This is a genomic window from Burkholderia sp. BCC1977, from assembly GCF_905339595.1.
Taxonomy (GTDB): Bacteria; Pseudomonadota; Gammaproteobacteria; order Burkholderiales; family Burkholderiaceae; genus Burkholderia.
On record NZ_CAJPGQ010000048.1, the window covers coordinates 1 to 24,566 of the forward strand.

Annotated in this window: 12 protein-coding genes and 1 pseudogene; 3 read left to right on the top strand and 10 right to left on the bottom strand. The window is 66.8% G+C overall.

Annotated elements, in window-relative coordinates:
* From U5771_RS29195 to U5771_RS29240, 10 genes and pseudogenes are all read right to left on the bottom strand, one after another.
* Positions 1–233: pseudogene (locus U5771_RS29195) on the bottom strand (c-type cytochrome biogenesis protein CcsB); the annotation flags it as partial.
* 183 nt (positions 234–416) lie between these two features.
* A complete protein-coding gene (locus U5771_RS29200) occupies positions 417–1,088 on the bottom strand; it encodes a c-type cytochrome (protein ID WP_322027190.1) in 672 nt (223 codons plus the stop codon).
* Positions 1,089–1,244: 156 nt separating this feature from the next.
* Entirely contained in the window at positions 1,245–2,630 is a 1,386-nt protein-coding gene (locus U5771_RS29205; RefSeq protein ID WP_322027191.1) for a cytochrome C, read from the bottom strand.
* Positions 2,631–2,779: 149 nt separating this feature from the next.
* A complete protein-coding gene (locus U5771_RS29210) occupies positions 2,780–4,501 on the bottom strand; it encodes a c-type cytochrome (RefSeq protein WP_322027192.1) in 1,722 nt (573 codons plus the stop codon).
* Entirely contained in the window at positions 4,498–5,316 is an 819-nt protein-coding gene (locus tag U5771_RS29215) for a hypothetical protein (RefSeq protein ID WP_322027193.1), read from the bottom strand. Before U5771_RS29215 ends, U5771_RS29210 begins: the two co-directional genes overlap by 4 nt.
* Before the next feature lie 27 nt (positions 5,317–5,343).
* Positions 5,344–6,168 carry an outer membrane lipoprotein-sorting protein gene (locus tag U5771_RS29220; RefSeq protein ID WP_322027194.1) on the bottom strand — a complete coding sequence of 275 codons (825 nt, stop codon included), beginning with the start codon at positions 6,166–6,168 and terminating at the stop codon, positions 5,344–5,346.
* 42 nt (positions 6,169–6,210) lie between these two features.
* Positions 6,211–6,717, bottom strand: coding sequence for a hypothetical protein (locus U5771_RS29225; RefSeq protein ID WP_322027195.1), 507 nt, complete (start codon positions 6,715–6,717; stop codon positions 6,211–6,213).
* A gap of 10 nt (positions 6,718–6,727) precedes the next feature.
* A complete protein-coding gene (locus U5771_RS29230; RefSeq protein WP_322027196.1) occupies positions 6,728–14,980 on the bottom strand; it encodes an Ig-like domain-containing protein in 8,253 nt (2,750 codons plus the stop codon).
* Between the two features lie 17 nt (positions 14,981–14,997).
* Complete coding sequence (locus tag U5771_RS29235) at positions 14,998–16,572, bottom strand: multicopper oxidase domain-containing protein (protein WP_415859447.1); 1,575 nt, start codon at positions 16,570–16,572, stop codon at positions 14,998–15,000.
* 43 nt (positions 16,573–16,615) lie between these two features.
* Positions 16,616–18,184, bottom strand: coding sequence for a multicopper oxidase family protein (locus U5771_RS29240; RefSeq protein ID WP_322027197.1), 1,569 nt, complete (start codon positions 18,182–18,184; stop codon positions 16,616–16,618).
* 727 nt (positions 18,185–18,911) lie between these two features.
* Here U5771_RS29240 and U5771_RS29245 point away from each other — a divergent pair.
* The 3 genes from U5771_RS29245 (at position 18,912) to U5771_RS29255 (ending at position 24,510) form a co-directional block, all read left to right on the top strand.
* Complete coding sequence (locus tag U5771_RS29245) at positions 18,912–19,736, top strand: IclR family transcriptional regulator (RefSeq protein ID WP_322027198.1); 825 nt, start codon at positions 18,912–18,914, stop codon at positions 19,734–19,736.
* 247 nt (positions 19,737–19,983) lie between these two features.
* Positions 19,984–21,375 (top strand): MdtA/MuxA family multidrug efflux RND transporter periplasmic adaptor subunit, encoded by a 1,392-nt coding sequence (locus tag U5771_RS29250; RefSeq protein WP_322027199.1) that lies wholly within the window; start codon positions 19,984–19,986, stop codon positions 21,373–21,375.
* A gap of 15 nt (positions 21,376–21,390) precedes the next feature.
* Positions 21,391–24,510: an MdtB/MuxB family multidrug efflux RND transporter permease subunit gene (locus U5771_RS29255; RefSeq protein WP_322027200.1), complete on the top strand. Its 3,120-nt coding sequence runs from the start codon at positions 21,391–21,393 to the stop codon at positions 24,508–24,510.
* The last annotated feature ends 56 nt before the right edge of the window (positions 24,511–24,566 follow it).

The following is a 24,566-nucleotide window of genomic DNA, read 5'->3' on the forward strand; positions in this document are numbered from 1 at the left end:
GCGACAAGCGCCGGCACGGAGCCGATCATCACCGCCTTGTCGTAGTCGTCCATGTGCGCGTGGTAGTGCACAAGCGCATGGCCTGCCCCCGCCACGAGTGCCAGGGCGAACAGCCAGTCGATGACCGACAGGCGCGCGAGGAACGAACGGTCGTCGCCCGGCTCGCACGCGCGAACCGCGGCCGGCGCGCGATGTCGCCGATGCAGCCGATACAGTGACGCGGCAGCGGACATCATGCCGCCGCGTGACGATTGAAATGCTTTCATGAGCGTCACCAGGATGGAACCATCGGGTTCGAATAAAAAGCGGTGCCCCGCCCCGGGGGTGACGAGACACCCAAACGATCGCCGCCGGCGCCGCTCACCTGCCCGCCCCGCGGCACCGGCCGCACGCGACGCCGATTCGGCGGCGTCTGCTCATTGCTCGACCGCAGGGCTCACCGGTGCGTCGGGTTCCGACGGAAACGCCTCGACATAGGCCGCGACGGCGCGCATGTCCTGCTCCGTCATGTTCGCGCACACCGATTTCATGATCGCGCCGCGCGGCCGCGTGTCGGTTTCCCGGAACACCCTCAGCTGCTTCATCACGTAGTCCGCGTGCTGGCCGGCGAGACGGGGAAACCCGCTCATGCCCTCGCCGTGCTGGCCATGACACCCGACACAGGCCGACACGCCCTTGTCGGGCAGTCCCGACACGAAGATCGCCTTGCCCGCGTCGAGCAGCGCGCGATCGTCGGACACGCCGAGCACCGCCGGCTGGCTCGAGAAATAGTCGGCGAGCGCGTCGATCTGCGCATCGGTCAGATGCGTGAAGCCCCACATGTAGCGCTTCGCATTCGGATCGGCGCGCGCGTGATGCTTGAAGTCGGTCAACTGATCGACGAGATATTCCTTGCGCTGTCCGGCGAGCTTCGGAAACATCGGCGACACCGACACGCCGGTCGCGCCGTGGCAGTTCGAGCACACCTGCAGCGCGATGGTCTTGCCCGACACGGCCGGGTTGTCGACCTGCCGCGACCGCTCCAGGTCATGGCAAGCCGCTCCGGCCACCGCCATCGCAAGCGAGACGATATAGGCCACCTTGTTCATGTCAGCAACCTCCTTGCCGCGATTTCCGCCGCCGCGTAAATCGATTTCGCTCGGCGACGTTGCGCATCTGCATCGACACGCGATGCGAGATGCGCGCCCCCCGCTCGCCTCGCGTGCTCCAGTCGGCCTGGCGAGCGGGGAACGCCGGCCGCGATGTCAGAACGATGCGACCCATAGGTACAGGAACAGCGTATCGTTGTCCCGCGCGTTGCGACCCGCGCCGTCGTAGTTGGTCGTCGCGCCGAGGAACCGGGTGAAATGCGTGTACTGCAGGCCGACCCGCACGTACTGGACCGGTATCCAGAAGATCTCCGGCGTCCAGCCCTGCGAGTTCGGATGGAAATTGGCACTGCCCGCATACAGCGTGCTGTCCGCCGTGCCGGTCGTATTGAAGAACGAAAGGCTCACGCCGTATTTGTTCTGGTAGATGTACGACGCCTTGAGCCGCAGCGAATCGAGACGCGCCGCCGTACCGTCGCCCAGCACGAAGTTGTTCGGGTCGTGAATGTTCTCGCGTACGTAGCGCGCCTGCGCGGTGACCGTGTGCGGCTCCAGCAGGTACTGGTACTGCGTGTCGAAACCATAGTCGCGATAGCGCGTCACGCCCGTGCCGAAGATCGGGAAGTTGTTCGGGTCGTTCGGATAGATGTCGACGCTCAGCCCGAACGCGCCGACCATCAGGCTGTGCGGGCCCCACTCGCGCGTCAGCGCGATGCGCGCATACGGGTTGTAGCCGCGCAGATAGACCTGCGGGTGGTCCGGATTGCCCGCACGGTTGCCCTTGCTCAGGAACGACCAGATGCCGTCGGCCGTGCTGTAGGCGGTCAGCTCCGCATAGACCGTCTTGTTCCAGTACAGGTACCCGCCCATGCCGACGACCTGCATCGCGAGCGCGCCCTCGAGCACCGGCGTGACCGGAACGCCGGCAACCGGGCTGATCGCCGAGCCGATGTACGGATAGCTCCAGGCCGGCGCGGTATTGAAGACGTCCTGCACGGTCGGGTTGTTGTGCAGCGTCAGGCCGAGGATCAGATCGTTGGCGGGAGAGATGATCCGGTCGACGAAGCGAAAGTCGGTGTTGTCCGATGCCCACCAGCTTTTCCATTTTCCATTGGCATCCTGATGATCGTAGTTCGCATAGGTGAATTGCGCGAAGCCGCCGATCTTGTCGGTGATCTTCCCGGCGAGGAAGACGCTCGCGAAGTCGAAGATCGGCAGGCCGTTCTTCGGTGTGACCGGATTGCCGCTGGCGTCGCTGTTCGCTCGCGTCTTGCTCAGGTCGCCGACGGCCATCGCCGCGATCGGAATCGTGCGCTCGCCCAACGTATAACCGTTCAGCTTGAACATGCGCCCGTACGGCGTCAGTTCCGGAAACTGTCCGCCGGCATGGCACGCGACGCAGCTCTGCCCGGTCTGGCGCGCGAAGATCGGCAGCGCCTGCGCGACGGACGCCTGCAGCACGGCGAGCGCCGCGATCACGGTCATCAAGCCGCGATGCGTCCAGCGATGACGCGTGTCATGACCGACAAGAAACGTTGTCATGGTTGTTTCCCTCCTCACGCCGTGTGGCCCGCGCCGCGCCGGAACGTCGCGCGATGTCTTCATTGTGCGAAGCGCCCGCGAAAACCGGCATGGGGAGAGGTCCTCCATACGCGGTCTGATTCCTACTCCTTCTCGACGCGCGCGGCCGCTCAGGGGACGATCCAGCCTCCGTCGGCGGCAAGCTTCGCGCGATCCGGCCCGGCGAACCGCACGATATAACCGCCCTTCGACGCGAAGCGCTGCCCGGGCGCGAGCGTCAGGCGCGGGTAGTAGCCGGTCAGGATGCGACGTTCGAGCATGTCCTGGATGCGCTCGACGAGATACTCACGCACGAACGCATCGACCAGGTGGCTCAGCGTCTCGGCGAGCAGGCCGCACGCGAGATACGTGTCCGCCTGCACCTGCGGCGCGACCATCGGAATCTTCCGGATCGTGAACCAGCCGAACGCGTAATCGACGCGCACGCGCCGCCCTTCGGGCAAGTCGAACGGATAGGCGACGCGTGTGACGTCGCGCCAGCGCGTCGGCAGCGGCGTGCTGTCGAGCCCGCCGAGCAGCCCCGACATGAACACCGTGTCCGACGCGGGCGGCACATGCTCCAGCGCCGCGAGGTCGGGCGGCCGCAGCCACAGCACGAGGACATCGTCGCGCGGCATCCTGTGCAACGCATGCGCGACGCCTTCGCGAGGCGCGAGCGCGTGATTCGACACCACGATGCCGTGCGCCTTCAGCGCGGCGGCCAACGCCTGTGCGCCCCGCTCGCCGTTATCGCCCGCGCGATAGACCTGCCAGACCGTCTTCACCGCCCGGGACGCCGGCCGCGCACCCGCTTCGTCCAGGATGCGCTTCACGATCAGGTCCGACTCGAGCAGGACGCCGCGCGAGAAGTACACGGAATAGAAGTCGTGATCGGTCTCGACCGGCACTTCGACGTTCGGAAAGAGACACGGCACGGCCGCCTGTTCGCAGAAGTCATGGACCGGCGCCCAGTTCCGGCCGCCGAGCCCCGACACCACGGCCAGCACCGGCTGCCGCTCGAGATACGCGTTCAGCTGCGCATGCCACGTGTCGGGCGGCCCGGTGAGCGACCAGACATGCAGCTCCCAGCGCCGATTGACCATGAACCTCATTTTTCGCGTCGAGCGCAGCGGCGGCGTCGCGCCGAACGGAAACGCGTTCTTGTCCGCGAAGTAGTGCTGCAGGACGTCGAGCATGCCCGCGCGCTTCACCGGGTCCGCATCGGGCGTGACGATCGTCGCGAAATGCAGCACCGTGTCGGTCACGCCCGACGGCAGGCGGCGATCGAGACGCTTCAGATAGCCCGTCAGCGCGGCCATGTCGGCATCGCCGAGCGCGTACTGCGGCATCAGCCTGCCGAGCGGCCTGCCTTCCGGATCGATCCCGTCTCGCACGGCCCGCGCGAGCCGTTCCTCCGTGTACGGTTCGCGATCGGTGCGCATGCCGGGAACGTACGGGATGTCGAGATCCTCGCCGGTTTGCGCGCGAGGATGCGCCAGATAGCGCCACGTGATCGGCGGGATCGTGTTGTTGCCTTCCTTCGAACCGAGGCCGCTGCGCCGGTGGCAATTGATGCAGGCGGCCGCGGCGCCGCGCAGGCGCACGCCGTCCGGATGCACGGCTTCGAGCGGCGCGCCCGAACCGAGGATGCCGCGCTGGAAGATCGCCTCGCCCGCGTCCGCCGGCGCGACAGGCACCGGCGCGACAGGCCCGGCGGGCGCGACCTCGTCGCAGCGCGCGTAACCGGCGGGCGCGCACAGCGCGGCCAGCAACAACCATCGCGCCAGCCGCCGGCTCACGGCAAGCGGACGCGCCGCCGCGAGGGCGCGCAGCCGCCGCCGGATGCCGTTCATGGCCGTGCCGTCGGCAGGCCGGCCCGCGGCGGCGCCGGCGACACGTTCGCATCGATCGCGACCGGACGGCGTCCGCCCGGCGATGCGGGCCGGGTGAAGATCGCATCGTCGAGCGGCAGGTTCAGCGACACCTTGTCGATGACCAGCGTGTCCTTGTTCGGCGAAGCCGCCGTATGGCTTTCGATCCTGAGCGGGATCTGCAGGCCGTCGATGCGCTTGTAATCGCCGTAGCTCACTTCGACGGTGACCGGACCGCGCGGCCCATGCAACTGACGGTCGAATTTCACGTCCAGGAACGTCCGGCCATCGATCCACACATGGCGAACCGCGCCGGAAGGCAGCGTCACCGCGAGGCGGTATGCGTCGTGCCCGCCGAGCTGGTCGACCCCTTCCAGCGTCACGCCGACGCCCTTCGCTTCATGATCGATCAGCGGCCCGTCGATCACCTGCTCGTCACGCGCCGACCTGATCTCGTCGATCGAATACGGCCGCGGACTCGCGCCCAGCTTCCAGCCTTCCCTGCCGTCGAAGACGCGCACACTCTTCTCGTTCAACACCGTCAGCTCGAAGCGCGTCTTGTTCGGACGCTTCATCGCGAGGACGAAGGGCATGTCCCGCACGGGGGCGTTCGCGCTGTCGACATGGCCGAACCAGACCATCGTCCGGACCTTCCGCCATGCGTCGAGCCCGCCCCGCGCGGCGATATTCTTCTCGACGATCTGGTCCGCGGTGAGACCCTGCCCCGGTACTTGCTTGCACGCGCACAAGGCTGCCGCCATGCAGCCGGCGAGCACCCACGATTCGATTCGCTTCATGGCCTCGGTCCTCGCCCGATCGTCCGGCTAGCGGCTCGTCACCCTGGCCGCACCGAGCTGCGGCTTGCCGAACGATGTATCGTCCACCGGCTGATTCACCGCCACGTGATCGATCGTCAACTTGTGCGTTCCCTTCACGCCGGCAACGGCGGTCTCGAGCGTGTGCGGCACGACGAGCCCCCCCTCCTTGCGGAAGTCGCGAAAGAACACGGAGACGCGGTGCGTCCTGCCGTCCAGCACGCGCGGGTCGCCGTCGATCTTCAGCTCGAGGTACGTGGCCGCATCGATCCACACGCGACGCTCCACCCGCTCTTTCGTCGTCACTTTCAGCACGTAGGCGCGATGCCCTTCCACCATTTCCGAGCCGGTCAGCTGAACCGTGCTGCCCTTGCTCGCGTAATCGATGAGCGGCCCGTCCAGTTCCGCGGACTGCGCCGCCGATTTCGCCTCGGCCGGCGTATAGGGCTCGACTTCGTCACGGCCGAGGAACGGCCGGACTTTCCAGCCCTGCGCACCGTCATAGACCTGGAACGCCGTCTGCCCGTTGAAGCGGACTTCGAAGCGACTCTTGTGCGGACGCTTCAACGTCATCACGAACGGCAGCGCGGTGTTCTTCTTGCCACCGGCCTCCATCAGCCCCGACAGCGTCAGCGTGCTGACCGTGCGCCAGGCTTGCAGCCCGCCGCGCGCCGCCACGTTGCGCTCGACGATCTGCGCGGCGCTCGCGCGCCCCGCCGATGCCGCCCCCGCCTGGGCGGTTCCTGCCGCCGAGGCCGCGATCGAATCGGGCACCGACGCGAACAAACCAGCCAGCGAGGCCGCCCCAATCACTACCGAAAGAAACCGGATCATGAGTCTTCTCCTGTCCCTGTGCCGCGAATCGCGGCCGCATCGTTATTCGACCAGCAGCCCGTCGATATGCAACGATCCGATGATCACGTTCACGCGCTCGCCGACCTTGACGACGTTGCCCTTGTTCGAGAACACCATCCAGTATTCCCGGCCGGCCTCGATACGGCCGCTTTGCCGCAACTGGCCGACCTTGTCCATCACCGGCACCTCCAGCAGCGCGTGACTCGTCTGCCCGTACAGATACGGCGTCGCGCTCCTGTCGGCGAGCCGCTTCGCGGCGACGGGATCGGTCACCCGGTAGCTGAAGCGGATCAGGTTGTCCGATGTGATGCGGTGCACCTTCAGGTTGTCGATCCCCCTCGTCATCATGTAGTAGGTTCTCGCGCGCCGCGGCAGGTCCGGCCGGTATGGCGAATGCCTCGCACCGGCGCCGGGCGCGGCCGGCGCGCCCTGCTGCGCCGCGGCCGGCTCTGCGACGGCCGCGGCGGCAAGACAGGCGGCGACGGCGTAAAGCGCCGCTCGCCTGCACATCAAACGTGAACGGTTCATGGCCCCCCCCTCAAGGTCGATTCAGCACCGCGCCGAGCCCCAGCGGATTGAGCGGCAGGCCGCCCACGACGCCGGCCGGCAAGTTCGGCACCGCGCCGAGCGCCGGCGGATTGATCGGCAGGCCGCCCGCGACGCCGGTCGGCACGTTCAGCAACGTGCCGAGCGCGAGCGGATCGATCGGCAGACCAGCCACGATGCCCGACGGCCGGAATTCGACCGCCCCCCTGTCAAAGCGTCCCTGTTGCGGACGCGGCGTACCGAAGAAGTCGTGATCCGGCGCACCGGCCTGCGTCCCGGTGTTGATCGCGGGCGAACCTGCGCTCGGCGAGTAGTTGCCGAGCAGCACGCCGTAGCCGGCGTTGCCGGACGCGATCGACATGTTGAACAGCGACAACGGACCGTACGACATGTTGATCCACTGATTGCCCTCATCGGGAACGGCCGACGGCAGCAGGGTGAACAACGGGTTCGGGAGAACCGTGTCCGAGATGCCGGGTGGCACCGCGAACCCGTTTCCGCCCCCTTCCGGCGGCACGCGCGCGCCATTGCAGTACTGGCTCACGACTGCCGGGTTGGTCCCGTTGTTGTTCGCGCCCGGATAGTCGCCCGCATCCGTCAGGATCGAATACTGCGGGCTCAACGTCAGACCCGACTGATGATTGCCCGGGCCCGTGTCGCCATACGCGCCGATATCCCAATACACCGCGTGCGGATCGCAATAGCCTGTCGCATGCCCAGCCTGGTTCAGCGTCGGGTTCAACGTCACCGTGTTCTGCACCCCGGGGATGTTCGGATTCGTTCCGGACACCGTGATGAAGAACGTGCGGTTCTGCCAGAACACGTTGTTGGTCAGCACCGGGTTCGAGAACGTCGTGCAGTTCGGCTGGCCCGCCGGACACGCCACCCCGGCATTGGTGAACGCAACCACGAAGTTCGCCGTATGCCGCGCGGTCTCGAGCCCGGCCGGCTGGTACGCCGACGTCGTGACCGGGTTGCACGTCGTTTGCGCGCCGACCGTGGTGCAGTTCGGCGGCCCGACGTTCGCCTGGGTGGCCCCGTCCGTGTTGAACAGCACGCCGGCGGATGCCGTCGCGTCATTCGACATCACGGTGTTGTTGACGAAGCTCACGCGCACCGCGTCCTGCAACGACACGCCGCCGCCGCCCCAGCCCGCGACGTTGTTCGCGATGATGTTGTTGATCACGCGAACCGTGTACCAGTTCGCCGCGTTGCCGGGGCTGCGCTGCACGTCCGTGCCGTTCACCTGCTGCAGCCGCAGCCCGCCGCCCTTGCCGCTCTCCGCCGTGTTGCCCATGATCAGGTTGCCGTCGATCACCAGTCGCGGCCCGATGCCGTCGGACAATTGCGGCGCGCAGTCCACGTCGACCGTCGCGTTCTCGCAGAAGGTGCCGTCCGGCGGCACGCCCTGCGCGATGATGCCGCCGCCGTAGGTCGGCAGTGTCGGGTTGTTGCTCTGGTTGAACAGCACCCAGTTGTGCGAGATGTCGCCGGCATAGCTGAAGCCGAAGTGCGCGACGCCTCCGCCGTCGCCGCTGCTCATGTTGCCGCACACCCAGTTGTAGTTGAAGTGATAGTTGTCGGCGCCCGAGCAGAACACGACGCCGCCGGCTGACGACGGTGTGCTCGAGTTGATTTCATCGCCGTACGACGCGTTCGACGTCACCGAATTGTGGTGCACGTTCACGGCCTTGTTGAAGCCGAACGGAAGCTCGGTGATGCCGTCGGCCGCGATCGTGCCGTCCGGCACTTCGACCTGGCCGACCGAGATGCCGCCGGCCAGCGTGCCCGCGTTCGAAAACACGCGGTTGTTCGACACCTCCATCAGATGGTTCCAGCCGTGCAGGAAAATCCCGCCGCCGCCTTGCGAACTGTTCGTGACCGTGATGCCGTCGATGCGCGACGGATTGCACAGGAAGTTGCTCGGGTTATTCCTGCAATCCGGCGGGTTCGGCTGCAACAGAGTCGGGCCCGTGAGCGGCACGCAAATGCCGTTCGCGACGCAGTTCGGGTCCGGCTGCGGCACGCCGCCCACCAGCACGTCCCGCACGCCCTTGCCGAGCACCGTGATGCCGGCGCCTTCGTACGCGCCCATCAACGTCGGCTCGAGCAGCATTTCGCCGAGATTGCCGTTCAGGTTCGCGTCCCACCCCACGGTCGGCTCGAACGGGATCGGGTCGACCTTGCGCTGCATCGCCGTCGAGCACGTGTAAGTGCCGCTCGGGTCGTACGGGTTCGTGGACGAGATCATCGCGCCGTTGATCGCGACGCCGAACAGGCAGTCGACCTTCCTGCGCCACGCGTCCATCTTGCCCGACGGATGCGTGTTCGCATTGATCACCACGGAAGGCGCACCGACGCCTTGCAGCCGCACCGGCTTCCACATCACGGCCATTTCGTTGTAGGTGCCCGGACCGACGATGATCAGGTCGCCCGGGGTCGCGTTGTCGATCGCGGTCTGGATCGCGTCGTTGGTCGCGTTCTCGCCGTTCACGTAAGTCGGCGCCTTGCCGCCCACCGTCACGGTGACCGTGTCGATCGTGTTCTTGCCGCTGGCGGTCGTGACGACCAGTTCGCCGCAGGACGTCGGGGTCAGCACGCCGCGCTGCTGAACGGTGCAGCTCGAGCCGATCAGCGGCGTCACGACGACATGGATCTCCGAGTCGGTCCACGACTGCACTGAAGCCACGTGGCCGCCGATCGTGACCTTCCCTTGCGTCGCGCCGAAGCCATAGTGACGCTTGACGAATTTCTGGTTGAACGGCGAGGCGGTCGCTGCCGGCCCGTTGTACGCGTTGTTCGGTACGACCTGATCGCCGAGCGCCTTGATCGTCAGCTGGTGACCGACCGCGCTGACCCACGGGCCCGCGCCTCCGCCGCTCGCGTCGCCGGTCACGCTGGCGATCGCGGGCGTGCCGTCCGGGTACGCACAGTCAGGCGGGTTGTAGCCGGAAGCAAACGCCTGGACCGGCACCACCGGCGTGTCCATGTATTGGGTCTGTCCGGGCATGAACGGGATCTCGTAGCAGAACTGGCTGTATGCCGGGTTGAACAACGGATCGCGGATCGTCTTCCCTGGATGCGCCGGGTCGGGCATGTCCGGATCGTTCATGCACGCGACCATCATCGTCGGCGCGTAACCGGTCGGATTCGGCGGATTGACCTGCCACGTCGAATAGTTCAGCCCGTTGAAGATGCCCCACGAATCCGAATACGTGCGCGCGACTTCATTGCCGCCGAAATCCTTGATCGAGATCGGCACGTTCGGCACCGCGAACTTCTCGCCGAACTGCGGCGAGTACGGGTCGAACTCGGACGAGAAGTCGTCGAGCATGAAGCCGGTGTAGTGCGCGGCGACATGGGTCGAGCTGAACAGCCAGAACTTCGCGAGCACCGACATTTCGTTCGTGAGCGTGACCTCCTTGCGGTCGCACAGGTGCCGCGACGCGCCCGCGAACGGCGCGACCTCCTTCGAACCCGGGAACAGGCTGATGTAGTCCGGCACGATGCGCAATGCGCCGACGCACGGCCAGAACGTCTCGACACTGCCCGTGTCGCCTTCGTGCCGCGGCGCCGAACCGAGATCGGATGTCGGGTTCTGCGCATTGTTCGGGTTGAAGGTCGAATTCATCGCCGCCTGATCGGGCAGGATGAAGATAGTGCCGAGGCCGCCGAACTGCTGCGTCACCGGGGCGATGTAGTTGTCGCCGATCAGGATGTTCTTGTCCTCCTCCTTCACGAGCTCGTAGCCCGGCGGCACCACCACCTCGACGACGTATTTCCCGGTCGGCAGCATCCGCGTGCCGTCGCCCGACGGATTCGCCACGCAGATCGTGCAGTTCGTGCCCGTCGGCAGGCCCGTCGACGGATCGCGCGTCGTCACGCTCGGGAACTGGTACATCCCGTCGTAAGGCGCGGGCTGCACCTGGTTGAACGCGTGCATGCCGTCATAGCACTTGAATTGCGAATGCGCGGGCAAAGCGCGATGCGTCGGATCGAGCCACTGGGGGCTGTCCTTCAGCGTGTAGAAGAACGGGTCGCTCGCCTCCTGCCCCGGGCAGTTCATGTTCGGAATGCCGTCGGAGCGGAAGCCCTGCGCCCAGTCGTCCCAGCTGCTGGTCTTCGTCGTATCGACGAGCGCGAGCGTCGTCGTGCCGTCCGCCGCCGTGTCCTGCCGGTACAGGTTGACCGTCACGTTCGGAATGTCCGGCGTCCAGCTCGTGTGAATGAGCAGCGCCGGGTCGTCAAACGGCCGCGTCGATGCATAGATCACCTCGCCCTTGATGCCGCCGTTCTCGGTCGGGCCGTACGGCTTCTTGCCGAACTCGATGAACGAATTCTGGCCGGAGAAGCCCTGCCAGCCTTCGGTCGTCACCCATGGCGGGTCGATCCGCGCGGTCGACGGGTTCGTGCCGGACTGGTCGTTGCAGTCCGCGTCGTTGCAGTACCGGGCGCCCGGCACGCGCAGGTTCGCCGGCAGATGCGCCGTCGACGATTCGACCGTGTTGGCGAAATTCGCCGCGATGTTCGAGCTGCCTCCGCCAGGCGTGCCGTCAACCGGACCGCCCGCATCGTAGACCACGTGCACGCCCGTCTGTTTGTAGCGCGTCGTGTCGGCTTCGGCCACATACCAGTTGAACAGCGGGAACACTTCGTTGAATCCGGCGAAGCCGTTCAGGTCCGTGTTGTTGAAGTTCGAGTAGCTCCCGTCGCGGAAACGGATGTTGGTCGGCACGAGCGTGAGCCCGGGCTCGTTGTCCTGCGAGACGCCGTCGCCGTTCTGGTCGAAGAAGGTCCGCGTATACAGATTCGTATGCCACTGCAGTACGGGGATGTCGCCGAGGTCCTTGGACTGCCCGCCCTTCAACTGCGTCGCCGTCGCCAGCCCGTCGACGATCTGGTCGTTCCATTGATCGAAGACCGTGATGCGGAACGTGCCGTCGGGCAGGCCGCTGATCTTGAACGTGCCGTCGGGATTGCACTTGGTAAAGGCGATGTCCTCCCCGTCGGTGTCGCCGACGCTCACGTAGCACTGCGTGAAGCCCAGCGAATCGCGCGAGCCCGAGCCGTACAGGTTCTCGTTCGGCGGACGGCTGTAGTGCAGATTCGTGATCCGGCCGGCGAGCGAGTTGTTGCAGGTCGCGTGGGCGCATACCACCGGCAGCCGGTCGTTGATGATCTTCGGATTCGCGAAGCCGATCGACACGTGGAAGCCCGCGGGCCCGAACTCCTGGAAGTACGACGGGCCGCCGACCTTGATGAACGCGTCGTGGGCCTTCTGTCCGTCCAGCGTGTTGGTCTGCAGCCACTCCTCGCCGCGGCCGCTCCGATCGGCGCCCGGCGTCGCGACGACGCCGTAGCGTCCCGGCATCAGGTTCGCGATGACCGCCTGGCCGACCAGCGGCGACAGCGTCTTGCCGTCGGACTCGTACTTCGGGCAAGTCGGGATCATGCCGACGAGGCCGTCGGTCGACGACGTCGAAATCGGGCAGGCGTTCAGGCCCGTGGCGGGATCGACGGTGCCCTGCAGCGAATTCGACAGCGGCATGTTGAACATGTCGTAGGTCATCTGCCCGGTGGCGTCGCCGGTGCCGCCGGCGTCGTCGAACAGCTTGATCTCGAACCCGCCGAGACCCGGCTCATGCGCGCTGCCGAAGGCGTCGTTGCCGCCGCTCACGTCCACTTCGCCGTTGACGGGCGCATCGTCCTCGAACACGAATACCGAAATCTTCGCGGTCTGCAGCGGTGTCTGCTGCACGAGCACGTTGACGTTCTTCTGTCCCGGCGCGATCGGCGCGCCGCCCATCGTGTGACCGCAGGTGCCCGTGCCCGGCGCGAAATCCGCGCCGCCGGGACCCGACGGGCAATCCTTCGAAATGTCGAACTGCCGCATCGCGCTGTTGGGGTCGTTCGGGTCGACGGGTTGCGGAGCGCCCGCGCCGTTCGAGAAACTGTTGCCCGCGTCGCCCGGCAGAATCGAGATGTAATAGTGCTTGGTCGGATCGAGCGACACCTGGCTCGGGTCGACCGCCACCTGCTGTGCGGCATTCGTGCGGCACGTGCCATCGCCGATGTCACATACCGCGGGCACATGCGTGTTGGTGGCAGGATCGAACACCGTCTGCCCCGACTCGCACGCCACCGTGCCGACACAACCCGCCGCGACCACCGGCATGTAGCTCGAATGGAAGCTGGTGCCGAGGCTCGGCACCGGCAGCGCCGGACAGTTCGCGGGGCGCGGCGTCGTGTTCACCTGGCAGGCCGGATCGATCTGGAACGTGCGGTCTTCCTCGATGATCCAGCGGTAGTCGGTGAGCTGCACGGGCGTCTTGCCCGGGGCCGCGCTCGGCGCGTCCAGCACCTTCACGGCGAGTCCGCTGCCGCCATTGAACTTGACGGTAACGGTCGCGGGCGCGCTCGCCGTGTTCTGCGAGTTGACCGCCGTGTACTTGAAGGTCACGCCCGCGGTCGCGCTGCCGACCGGCGGCACGGCCGGCGTCACGCTGAACGAACCGTCCGCGTTCAGCGTGACCGTGCCGCCGCTGGCGCTGTTGGGCACCACGACCGCCGCGAGCGGCAGGCCGCTCGGGTCCGTGTCGTTGACGAGCACGCCGGGCGCGCCGATCTGCAGCCGCGACGCGATGGTGCTGGCGTAGCTGTCATCGTGAGCGACGGGCGGACCGGACAGGCAGCCGGCGGCTTGCGTGCATGGCGCCAGCGTCACCGTCGCGGTGACACCGGGATTGCCGTTCGCCTGATACACGAAGCTGTCCGAAGTCGCGCCGGTATTGGGCACGTAGCTGAATGTGCCGTCCGGGTTCAGCGTCACCGTGCCGTTGGCCGGCTTGGTCACGAGCTGCACGCCATAGACGCCGACGTCGTTGGCGATCACCCCTTTCGCCGGGTCCGCCACGGTCAGCCTGTTGCCTGCCACGAGGAAGTACTTGTCGGGATTGGCGACGACGCCCTGGCCGCCGCCGCCAGCCGACGGAAGCGCGCCGTTGTTGATGCTGAGATACGCCTGCATGCCGCCGTCGCGCTGGTTGTTGGTGGACAGGCTCAGTTGCCGGTCGAACACCGGCAGCGCGGGCGCATTCAGGCCCGGCGCGGTCATCATCACGTCGTAAGTCTTGCCGGCCGCCAGGAACACGGTCGACTGCACGCGCGGATTGCCGGGCAACGGATTGCCGTCCTCGGCGACGAGCGTGAAGCCGGAGGTCGACGGATTGCCGGTTTGCGCGCCGACCACCGACGGCACGTGCATCCGCAGGCCGGCGTTGACGAAGCGCAGGAGCACCTGGCCGGTCGACACGGCGGCAGTCGCGGGGAACGACGAGCGGTTCGGATTCGTACGATCGAAGGCGACGCCGTTGATCAGGTAATAACGCGGATCGTAGTTCACCGCCGGCGGATAGCAGGTGCCAAATGATGAGGAGTGCGAATCCCCGCAGCCACCAGAAAGGCCGGACCATACCTTGGTTTCGCTGAAGCCGGCAGTCGCCACGGCCGCGGCGACCGCCGCGTTCTGCACCGGATCGATTTCGCTCAGCACGAGCGGAATGTCGGCATCGTATGCGACGCCCGGATAGGCGATCGGCCGCGATGTCGCGGAAGCCGGCGGCGTCCGCACCACGAGCACGCCATAGAGGCCCATCGGCCCCTGGATCGACGGATGCGAGCCCGATTCGATCAGGTAGGTGCCGGGCCGCAGGTTGTTCCACGTCAGCGCCGTTGTCGCGCCATGCGCCACCTCGGTCGAGAACGACTGCACCCGTGGCCCTTGCGCGGGCGGCGTGAACGTCGCACCGCTGCCGGTGCCGGCGATCGGCCAGGTCGTCGAGGTCTGGGTCGGATGCACGGGGCTCGGGGTCGACGTCGCCGTCTTGCCGAGACCGCCGCCCAGCTGGCCGACGATCACGAGCGACGTCGGCACGGAGGCCGGCAGACTGTTCGTGAGGTTGATCCTCAGCGTCGCGCCGGACGGCACGGTGATCACCACCGGCGACCAGCCCGATCCGGCGGCGGGATTGGCCGCCGCACAGGTGGCCGGCGCCACGGCGGCCGCCGAGCACGTGTAGCCCCACATCGGCACGATCTCGCCGTCGGGCATCGTGGCCGACACGGCCTTCGCCGTCAGGTTCACGGTCTGGGCGAGCGATGCCTCGCTCGCTGCCAGCAGGATGGACGCGGCGAGGCTCGCCTTGGCCAGGCGGAGAAACGTCGCCTTGAACTGGAGGAATCGCATTTCCGTTCTCCCCGCCTCTAGTTGCCTTCGTTGATCACGAAGACTTGTGGATCGACGAGCATCATCATCATCATTCCGCCAGGGAAGATGTTGTTCGTGGTGATCTCGCGTTCATTGTGCGAATGCCACATGAATGCAAAGCCCGCTTCGCTTCCCGGCGGATTCGCGATCGTGCCGCTCGGCGGCGTGGTGCCGGTCGGCGAGGTCGCGCGAATCGTCGCATCGGGCCCGAGATAGGGACTGCCGCCATACCACGCACCGTTCGTCAGGATGTGCGAGTCGGGCAGCGTGACCGGTCCGCCGCTGCCGACGTTGCCGAACGGATGCGCTTCGAGCGCCTTGTTGTGGTCCGCGCACCATTCGTAGTAGTTCGGCGCCGTCGGGTCCGCCGTGTAGTAGCCGTTCGCATCGGGAATGCAGACGCTGCCGTCGCCGGGCTTGTGCCCGTAGACGTCCCAGTTGAGCCCCTTGCCGGTCCAGTAGAAGATGCCGTCCATGGTTTCGCCCGGCGTCGTGGTCGTGGTGAACAGCAGCGGGCCCGCGACCTTGGTCGCGTCCGACTTGGCAAGCAGCAGGTTCCCGTCGCGCGCGAGCACGCGGACGTGATTGCCGTGCTCGTGGAACGGATGCTGCCAGCGGCCCGTGCCGATAATTCGCAACAGCACCAGCTCGCCGGGGTGCATGTGCGGATTGCCGTTGTAGGGCTGATGCGGATACTGCATCGCGTAGTTCGGATCCATGTCGTCCGGCATCGAGCGGCCGTTGATCATGAAGTACGCGGGGTGATAAGGCTCGGTCTCGACGGTCATGCAGCCCGTCGGCAGCGTGCACGTCTTCGCTGCCTCCTGCTCGGCCTGTGTATGGATGCGCGGATCCATTTCGGAGAACTGAAAAAGATACTCACGGTCGTAGCACGCCGAGCCATGGTTGTATGCCGCCGCGGCGTTGCGGTAGTCCGGCTGGCCGTCGGGCAGCGTCGCGGCGACTGCGCGGCACCCCGACGGCACGGCGAGCACGCCCGGCGCCGACGTCGGCAACACGATGATCGCGCCATAGAGGCCCATCTCGATCTGCAGGTCGCCCCGTGTGCCGCTGTAGTAGGCATGCGTGCCGGGCGTCGCCGCGACGAAACTGTAGGTGACCGTATTGCCGTGAGCCGCCTCGCGCGTGAGCAGCCCTGGCACGCCGGTGAGCGCGGCCGGACACGAGCCGTCGGGATTGAGCGCCGCCGCGCACACCTGGAATCCCTGAAACAGGATCGACGTGTTGCCCGCGGCCGCGGGCAGGTTGTTCGTGAGCGTCACCGTGATCACGTCGCCCTGCCGCACGATCAGTGTCGGCCCGGGAATCTGCATGCTCGGGCAGCTCGCACCCGTGATGCCCGCCGGCGAGAATCCCGCCGGCGCCGTGCGGCAGCCGTAGCCCCACGAATAGACGCTCGAGCCGTCCGGCTGGCTGATGCGGCTTGCTTCCGCGCTCAGGTCGAAATGCGTGCCGGTGATGCCCGGCGCGGCGGCCTGAACCGGCCCGCAGAGCAATGCGGCAAGCATTGCCACGGCGAGACGTACGAGCCGTCCGGCACCCGTGCACATTGCGGTCCGGATGTCATGAGTGAAGTGGCCCACGATATTTCTCCTAGATGCAGGACTTCGTAGCCGGGTCGAGCGCGGCGGGACAGATGCGAACCTCCGTCATCAACCCCCCGAAGTTCTCGGCGTCGTTCGACAGGTGATCGAGATTCGGCGTGTAGAGGTAGTAGACCGACCCCGGCGCGTACTTCGTCGTGTCGCTCGCATCGAGAATCACGTCGATGGATTCGCCGCCGCCGAGCGTGATCGAGTTCGTGTAGTAAGTCATGTCGTTGCCGGCCATGTCGCGCAACAACCGGGCGTTGACGCCGATCACGTGCATCCTCACGCCGAGCGACGCGAGGGTCTGGAATTCGGTGACGTCGAGATCGGAAATCCTGAGCAGCGCCCTGCCGCCGGCCGGGATATTGATGATGGTCGGCAGCGGCTGGGAAACGTGGGACGTGCCGTCGGCCACCGGGGTCTGCATCGGCCCCTGGGTCACCGTGTCCGGATAGCTGCGCCCGTTCAGCATGAAGTACTTGTCCTTCATGTCGGTGAACGGTTCCGGATTGAACGTCATCCCCACGAAATGGAAGTTCGGATCGAAGCCGTGTATCTGCACCGGATACTCGACGTCGTATGCAGTCGAACCGTCGCCGTCGTTGTACGCGTAGAGCGTCGGCTTGCCGCTCTTGTCGTTGACGTGCAGCACGCCATTCGAAGGCGGCAGGGGCGTCGAGCACAGGATGTCGTTGCCGCACCGGGTGCGAAGATCGCCTTGCTGCGCGACCAGCGAGGTGTATAGCGACTTGCCGGACGGCACCCGATTCTGGCGCGGCCGCACGAAGATCTGGCCGACCATCCCCATCTGGAGGTGCTCGGGCGGCGTGATGTGGCAGTGCCAGAAGTAGGTGCCGGCATCGGGCGCGAGATAGTAATAGGTGAAGCTGGCGCCGATGTTGATCGCCACCGACGCATCCGGCACGCCGTCATAGAACGACGACGCATTCGGATAACCGTGGAAGTGCACCGTGTGCTGCTCGAACAGGTCCGGGCGCATGATCATGCCGACGTTCGTGAGCGTCAGGAAGAACTCGTCGTCCTCGTCGATCGCCATCTCGGGCGCCGGCATGTTGCCGTTCATCACGCCGATATCCATGATCGGACGCGGATCCACATGGCCGGTCAACTGGCCTGGCGGCGACGATTCCGGGTCGGGCACGAGGCCGACCGCGCCGTTGTAGGTCGCGTCGGTTTTCGGGTCGCCGACCGTGTTGAACACCGACGCGAATTCCGTACCGGCGCGGCCGGCCTGGATGTCGGCAAGGCCGGACAAGGGGCCGAAGGCAAACAGATACGTCTGCGTGCCGTCGGCCATCGTGGCATACCCGTCGCCGCCCGAGATCTGCTGACACTTGATGGCACCGTTGACGACACCGGTCGACGTGGAGTTCGGCCCCGTGAAGGACGGTCCGGTGTAGGCGGGTTCCGCGCCGCCGGCCGGCAGCGCCGTCGGATGGGACGGCGTGGTGAACGGACATTGAACGCGAAACGTTTGGGCAAACGAGGGAACGGCGCACATCAGGAGCAACAGTGCCGCCACACTGCCGCAACACGCGCGGGTACTGAACATATGACCTCCATCCAAGGGGTCCGCCAGCGACACGCGCTGGACGTCATGCTCTGCTGCAGACGCAGGCCGCGAAGCTTTCACGGCCCGTACCGGCATTCTGCAGACGCGCGCGAAAGGCCGGGATGGGTCACCCTCCTACTTTTGCATAGGGGGTCCCCGGCGTACGGGGGGATCATTTGCCGCACGATCGGCGCACACGGCGAGAGCATGCCGGCGGCGCGACCAGCGGATCGAAATGACGGAAACGCCAGCCCGGCGCCGAACGACGCGGCAATCTGGGGGAGGATGGCTGGTGACGCGGTAGACTTCGCTGTGGCGGAACGGCGGCATTCAGGCCCTGGTGGCGGACTCGCCGGCCTGCAACGGGAAAACAACGGGCAAAAAAAAGCGCCACGGAGACCGTGGCGCTAAAAAAGTTCTAGCCATTCCGAGGGCCGTGCTAGAACCTGAGAGACTGCGCGAAACACCGTTGCCGGTTAAACTCCTGAAACGATGTTTCGAAAACGTGAGACATTCTTTCCGTTTCCGCCCGACAAGTCAAGCGGTATTTGCACCGGTTTCAGCACTTTCCGGCAAGGATCATTTGAGCGCTTTCCTAATAAACCAAGGGTGAACCCGTAAAATCCCATCCGATGAACGATTCGCCCGTGGAACATGCATCCTTTGACAATCATCCTACAATACCAACAAAATTGAAATCGAGTTTCGGAAATAGAGAGAATCCCTCGTGTCGACACCTGTAACGCCTCCCGCGCCCCGAGACCGCGAATCGTCGCCGGACGAGATCACCGCGCTCGCGCGCGGCCTCGCCGTGCTGCGCCGCATCGCGGCCGCCGACGCCCCGGTCAGCAACCGCGAGCTGACCGAATTGACGGGCATCCCGAAGCCGACCGTGTCGCGCATCACGGCGACGCTCGTCAGCGCCGGCTTCCTGTTCCAGCTACCCGACAGCGAGCGCTTCGTGCTGACCGCGTCGGTGCTGGAGCTGAGCCACGGCTTCCTGCGCAACTTCGATATCCGCGCGCGCTCGCGGCCGTTCATGATCGAACTCGCCGAGCGCACGTCGCTGTCGGTGCACCTGGCGGTGCGCGACCGGCTCGACATGGTCGCGATCGACGTGATCCGGCCGCGCTCGGCCGTGCTCGTCACGCGCCTCGAGATCGGCTCGCGGATGGACATCGCGCGCACCGCGGTCGGCCGCGCGTATCTCGCGGCGCTGGAGGACGACGAGCGCCGCGCGCTGCTCGATGCGCTGCGCGCGACCGCCGGCGACGACTGGCCGCACGTATCGGCGCGCCTGAACCCCGGCCTCGAGGATGCGATGCGCGCGGGCCATGCGATCGCGATCGGCGAATGGCGCGAAGGGCTGAACGCGGTCGCGGCCGGTTTCGTCGGCCCGTCGGGCCAGCGCTATTCGGTGAACTGCGGCGGCGCCTCCAGCCAGTGCCCGCCGGAATGGCTGCACGAACACGTGGTGCCCGCGCTGCACGAATGCATCGCGAAAATCACCCGCGAGATCGGCGGCGCGCCGGCCCGGCGCAGCGCCGTGTAATCGATCCGTCATCGTCCCGTCGCGTTCTGTAACGACCGTAACCCGTTGAAAGATTGACCACTGGACTGTAACGGGGACGGGACGTAGGATCATGCCCATCGTCGCGCCGCACTCGCGGTGCGCACCGCTCTTTTCCCGCGCGAATCGGCAGGGACCGGACCGAGCCGGCCCTCCCGACATCGCATGCCCACGCGCCGCTCCACGCCCGTTTCCCGGCCCGCCGCGCCGTCTTCCTGACAGAACACCGATGGACAACCAACAACAGCCCACGCCCCCTTCGAAGAAGGATCCCGCCTCCCCCGCCGCGCGCCGCCCGCGCCGCAGGCTGGTGATCGGGACGCTCGCGGTCGTCGTCATCGGCGGCCTGCTGTGGTGGCACCCGTGGAACCGTACGCAGGCCGACGCGTCGGCAGCGGGCAGCGCGGCCTCCGGCGCGAGCGCCGGCAGCGCCGGCCATCGCGGCCGAGGCGGCCCCGCCGCCATGGCGAACGTTCCGCAACCCGTGTCGGTCGCGACCGCGACGCAGGGCGAGATGCCGATCGTGCTGTCCGCGCTCGGCACCGTGACGCCGCTCGCGAGCGTGACGGTCAAGACGCAGCTGTCGGGCTACCTGCAGTCGGTCGCGTTCCAGGAAGGCCAGATCGTCAAGAAGGGCGACCTGCTCGCGCAGATCGATCCGCGCCCGTACCAGGTCTCGCTCGAGAACGCCGAAGGCACGCACGCGCGTGACTCGGCGCTGCTCGCGACGGCCCGCATCGACCTGAAGCGCTACCAGACGCTGCTGTCGCAGGACTCGATCGCCTCGCAGACGGTCGACACGCAGGCGTCGCTCGTCAAGCAATACGAAGGGACGGTGAAGACCGACCAGGCGGCGATCGATTCCGCGAAGCTGAACCTCACGTACGCGCGCATCACGGCGCCGGTGTCGGGCCGCGTCGGCCTGCGCCAGGTCGACCCCGGCAACTACGTGACGGCCGGCGACACGAACGGAATCGTCGTGATCACGCAGCTGCAGCCGATGAGCGTGATCTTCACGACGTCGGAAGACAACCTGCCGCAGATCGTCAAGCAGGTGAACGCGGGCCGGAAGCTGTCGGTCACCGCGTACAACCGTAACAACACGGTGCCGCTCGAGACGGGTTCGCTCGAAACGCTCGACAACCAGATCGACACGAGCACCGGCACGATCAAGCTGCGCGCGACCTTCGATAACAAGGAAGGCCTGCTGTTCCCGAATCAGTTCGTGAACACGCGGCTGCTCGTCGACGTGATGCGCAATGCGACGATCGTGCCGACGGCCGCCGTGCTGACAGGCTCGATCGGCCAGTTCGTCTACATCGTGAAGCCCGACAACTCGGTGACGGTGCGCAAGGTCACGATCGGCCCGGTCGACGGCGAGCGCACCAGCATCGTCAGCGGCGTCGCGTTCGGCGAGCGCGTGGTCACCGACGGCTCCGACCGGCTGCGCGAAGGCGCGAAGATCACGATCCCGGCCGACAAGCCGAAAGGCGCGTCGGGCGCGCACGGCGCCGGCGCGGCGTCCGGCGCATCGGGCGCATCGGGCGCGGCCGCCCACGGCGACGGACACAAGCACGGCGCGTCGCAGGCAGCGGCCCCCGCGGCGCCCCCGGCCCAGTAACGCGCGGGCCGCTCGATGAATCCATCCCGTCTTTTCATTCTCCGGCCGGTCGGCACCGCCCTCCTGATGGCGGCGATCATGCTGGCCGGTCTCGTCGCGCTGCGCTTCCTGCCGCTCGCCGCGCTGCCCGAAGTCGACTACCCGACGATCCAGGTCCAGACCTTCTATCCGGGCGCGAGCCCGGAGGTGATGACGTCGTCGGTCACCGCGCCGCTGGAGCGGCAGTTCGGCCAGATGCCGTCGCTGAACCAGATGTCGTCGCAAAGCTCGGCCGGCGCATCGGTGATCACGCTGCAGTTCTCGCTCGACCTGCCGCTCGACATCGCCGAACAGGAAGTGCAGGCCGCGATCAACGCGGCCGGCAACCTGCTGCCGTCCGACCTCCCGGCCCCGCCGATCTACGCGAAGGTCAACCCGGCCGACGCGCCGGTGCTGACGCTCGCGATCACGTCGAAGACCCTGCCGCTCACGCAGGTGCAGGACCTGACCGACACGCGCCTCGCGATGAAGATCTCGCAGATCGCGGGCGTCGGCCTCGTCAGCCTGTCGGGCGGCAACCGGCCGGCCGTGCGGATCCAGGCGAACCCGACCGCGCTCGCGCAGTACGGGATGAACCTCGACGACCTGCGCACGACGATCTCGAACCTGAACGTGAACACGCCGAAGGGCAACTTCGACGGCCCGACGCGCGCGTACACGATCAACGCGAACGACCAGTTGACGAGCGCCGACCAATACAACGACGCGGTCGTCGCGTACAAGAGCGGCCGCCCGGTGATGCTGACCGACGTCGCGAAGGTCGTCGCCGGCTCCGAGAACACCAAGCTCGGCGCGTGGGTGAACGCCGAGCCCGCGATCATCCTGAACGTGCAGCGCCAGCCGGGCGCGAACGTGATCGCGACCGTCGACGCGATCAAGGCGCAGCTGCCGAAGCTGCAGGAGACGCTGCCCGCCGCGCTCGACGTGCAGATCGTCACCGACCGCACGACGATGATCCGCGCCGCCGTGCGCGACGTGCAGTTCGAGCTGCTGCTCGCGGTCGCGCTGGTCGTGCTGGTGATGTACCTGTTCCTCGCGAACATCTACGCGACCCTCATCCCGAGCCTGTCGGTGCCGCTGTCGCTGATCGGCACGCTCGCGGTGATGTACCTGGCCGGCTTCTCGCTGAACAACCTGTCGCTGATGGCGCTCACCATCGCGACCGGCTTCGTCGTCGACGACGCGATCGTGATGATCGAAAACATCGCCCGCTACGTCGAGGAAGGCGAATCGGGGCTCGAGGCCGCGCTGAAGGGCTCGAAACAGATCGGCTTCACGATCATCTCGCTGACGGTGTCGCTGATCGCGGTGCTGATCCCGCTGCTGTTCATGGGCGACGTGGTCGGGCGCCTCTTCCACGAGTTCGCGATCACGCTCGCGGTGACGATCGTGATCTCGGCGATCGTGTCGCTCACGCTCGTGCCGATGATGTGCGCGAAGCTGCTGCGCCATTCGCCGCCGCCCGAAAGCCACCGCTTCGAGGCGCGCGTGCACCGCGCGATCGACTGGGTGATCGCGCGCTACGGGGTCGCGCTCGAATGGGTGCTGAACCGCCAGCGCTCGACGCTCGTGGTCGCGCTGCTGACGCTCGGGCTCACCGCCCTGCTCTACGTGTACGTGCCGAAGGGCTTCTTCCCCGCGCAGGATACCGGCGTGATCCAGGCGATCACGCAGGCGCCGCAGTCGATCTCGTACGGCGCGATGGCCGAACGCCAGCAGGCGCTCGCGGCCGAGATCCTGAAGGACCCGAACGTCGCAAGCCTCACGTCGTTCATCGGCGTCGACGGCAGCAACATCACGCTGAACAGCGGCCGGATGCTGATCAACCTGAAGGCGCGCGACGAGCGCACCGAGACCGCCGCGCAGATCATCCGCGACCTGCAGCAGCGCGTCGCGAACGTGACCGGCATCACGCTGTTCATGCAGTCGGTGCAGGATCTGACGATCGACTCGACCGTGAGCCCGACGCAGTACCAGTTCATGCTGACGAGCCCGAACCCGGACGAGTTCGCGACCTGGGTGCCGAAGCTCGTCACGCGGCTGCAGAAGGAGCCGTCGCTCGCCGACGTCGCGACCGACCTGCAGAGCAATGGCCAGTCGGTCTACATCGAGATCGACCGCGCGAGCGCCGCGCGCTTCGGCATCACGCCGGCGACGGTCGACAACGCGCTGTACGACGCGTTCGGCCAGCGCATCGTGTCGACCATCTTCACGCAGTCGAACCAGTACCGCGTGATTCTCGAGTCGGAGCCGAAGGAGCAGCATTACGTCGAATCGCTGAACGACATCTACCTGCCGTCCGCGGGCGGCGGCCAGGTGCCGCTGTCGTCGATCGCGTCGTTCCACGAGCGGCCGTCGCCGCTGCTCGTCGCGCACCTGTCGCAGTTCCCGTCGACGACGATCTCGTTCAACCTCGCACCGGGCGCGTCGCTCGGCGAGGCCGTGAAGGCGATCGGCGCCGCCGAGCAGGACATCGGCCTGCCCGGCTCGTTCCAGACGCGCTTCCAGGGCGCGGCGCTCGCGTTCCAGGCGTCGCTGTCGAACCAGCTGTTCCTGATCCTCGCGGCCATCGTCACGATGTACATCGTGCTCGGCGTGCTGTACGAGAGCTACATCCACCCGATCACGATCCTGTCGACGCTGCCGTCGGCCGGCGTCGGCGCGCTGCTCGCGCTGATGATCACCGGGCACGACCTCGACATCATCGGGATCATCGGGATCGTGCTGCTGATCGGCATCGTGAAGAAGAACGCGATCATGATGATCGACTTCGCGCTCGAGGCCGAGCGGGTCGAAGGCAAGCCGCCGCGCGAGGCGATCTACCAGGCGTGCCTGCTGCGCTTCCGGCCGATCCTGATGACGACGCTCGCCGCGCTGCTCGGCGCGGTGCCGCTGATGGTCGGCGCCGGCGCGGGCTCCGAGCTGCGCCAGCCGCTCGGGATCGCGATCGCGGGCGGCCTGATCGTGTCGCAGGTGCTGACGCTGTTCACGACGCCGGTGATCTACCTCGGCTTCGACAGCCTCGCGCGCCGCGTGCGCGGCTGGTTCGAGCGGCACGGCCCCGGCGCCGATGCCGGCAAGCACACGGGTGCGTAAATGAAACGACCCCCACGCTCACTTCGTTCGCGTGGGGGGGCGCAGCCCCCCCATCT

Coding starts and splice junctions, on each gene's coding strand:
- U5771_RS29220 (WP_322027194.1), bottom strand. CDS start 6,168: ATGATCCGGTTTCTTTCGGTAGTGATTGGGGCGGCCTCGCTGGCTGGT.
- U5771_RS29230 (WP_322027196.1), bottom strand. CDS start 14,980: ATGCGATTCCTCCAGTTCAAGGCGACGTTTCTCCGCCTGGCCAAGGCG.
- U5771_RS29235 (WP_415859447.1), bottom strand. CDS start 16,572: ATGTGCACGGGTGCCGGACGGCTCGTACGTCTCGCCGTGGCAATGCTT.
- U5771_RS29210 (WP_322027192.1), bottom strand. CDS start 4,501: ATGAACGGCATCCGGCGGCGGCTGCGCGCCCTCGCGGCGGCGCGTCCG.
- U5771_RS29200 (WP_322027190.1), bottom strand. CDS start 1,088: ATGAACAAGGTGGCCTATATCGTCTCGCTTGCGATGGCGGTGGCCGGA.
- U5771_RS29255 (WP_322027200.1), top strand. CDS start 21,391: ATGAATCCATCCCGTCTTTTCATTCTCCGGCCGGTCGGCACCGCCCTC.
- U5771_RS29250 (WP_322027199.1), top strand. CDS start 19,984: ATGGACAACCAACAACAGCCCACGCCCCCTTCGAAGAAGGATCCCGCC.
- U5771_RS29240 (WP_322027197.1), bottom strand. CDS start 18,184: ATGTTCAGTACCCGCGCGTGTTGCGGCAGTGTGGCGGCACTGTTGCTC.
- U5771_RS29205 (WP_322027191.1), bottom strand. CDS start 2,630: ATGACAACGTTTCTTGTCGGTCATGACACGCGTCATCGCTGGACGCAT.
- U5771_RS29215 (WP_322027193.1), bottom strand. CDS start 5,316: ATGAAGCGAATCGAATCGTGGGTGCTCGCCGGCTGCATGGCGGCAGCC.
- U5771_RS29225 (WP_322027195.1), bottom strand. CDS start 6,717: ATGAACCGTTCACGTTTGATGTGCAGGCGAGCGGCGCTTTACGCCGTC.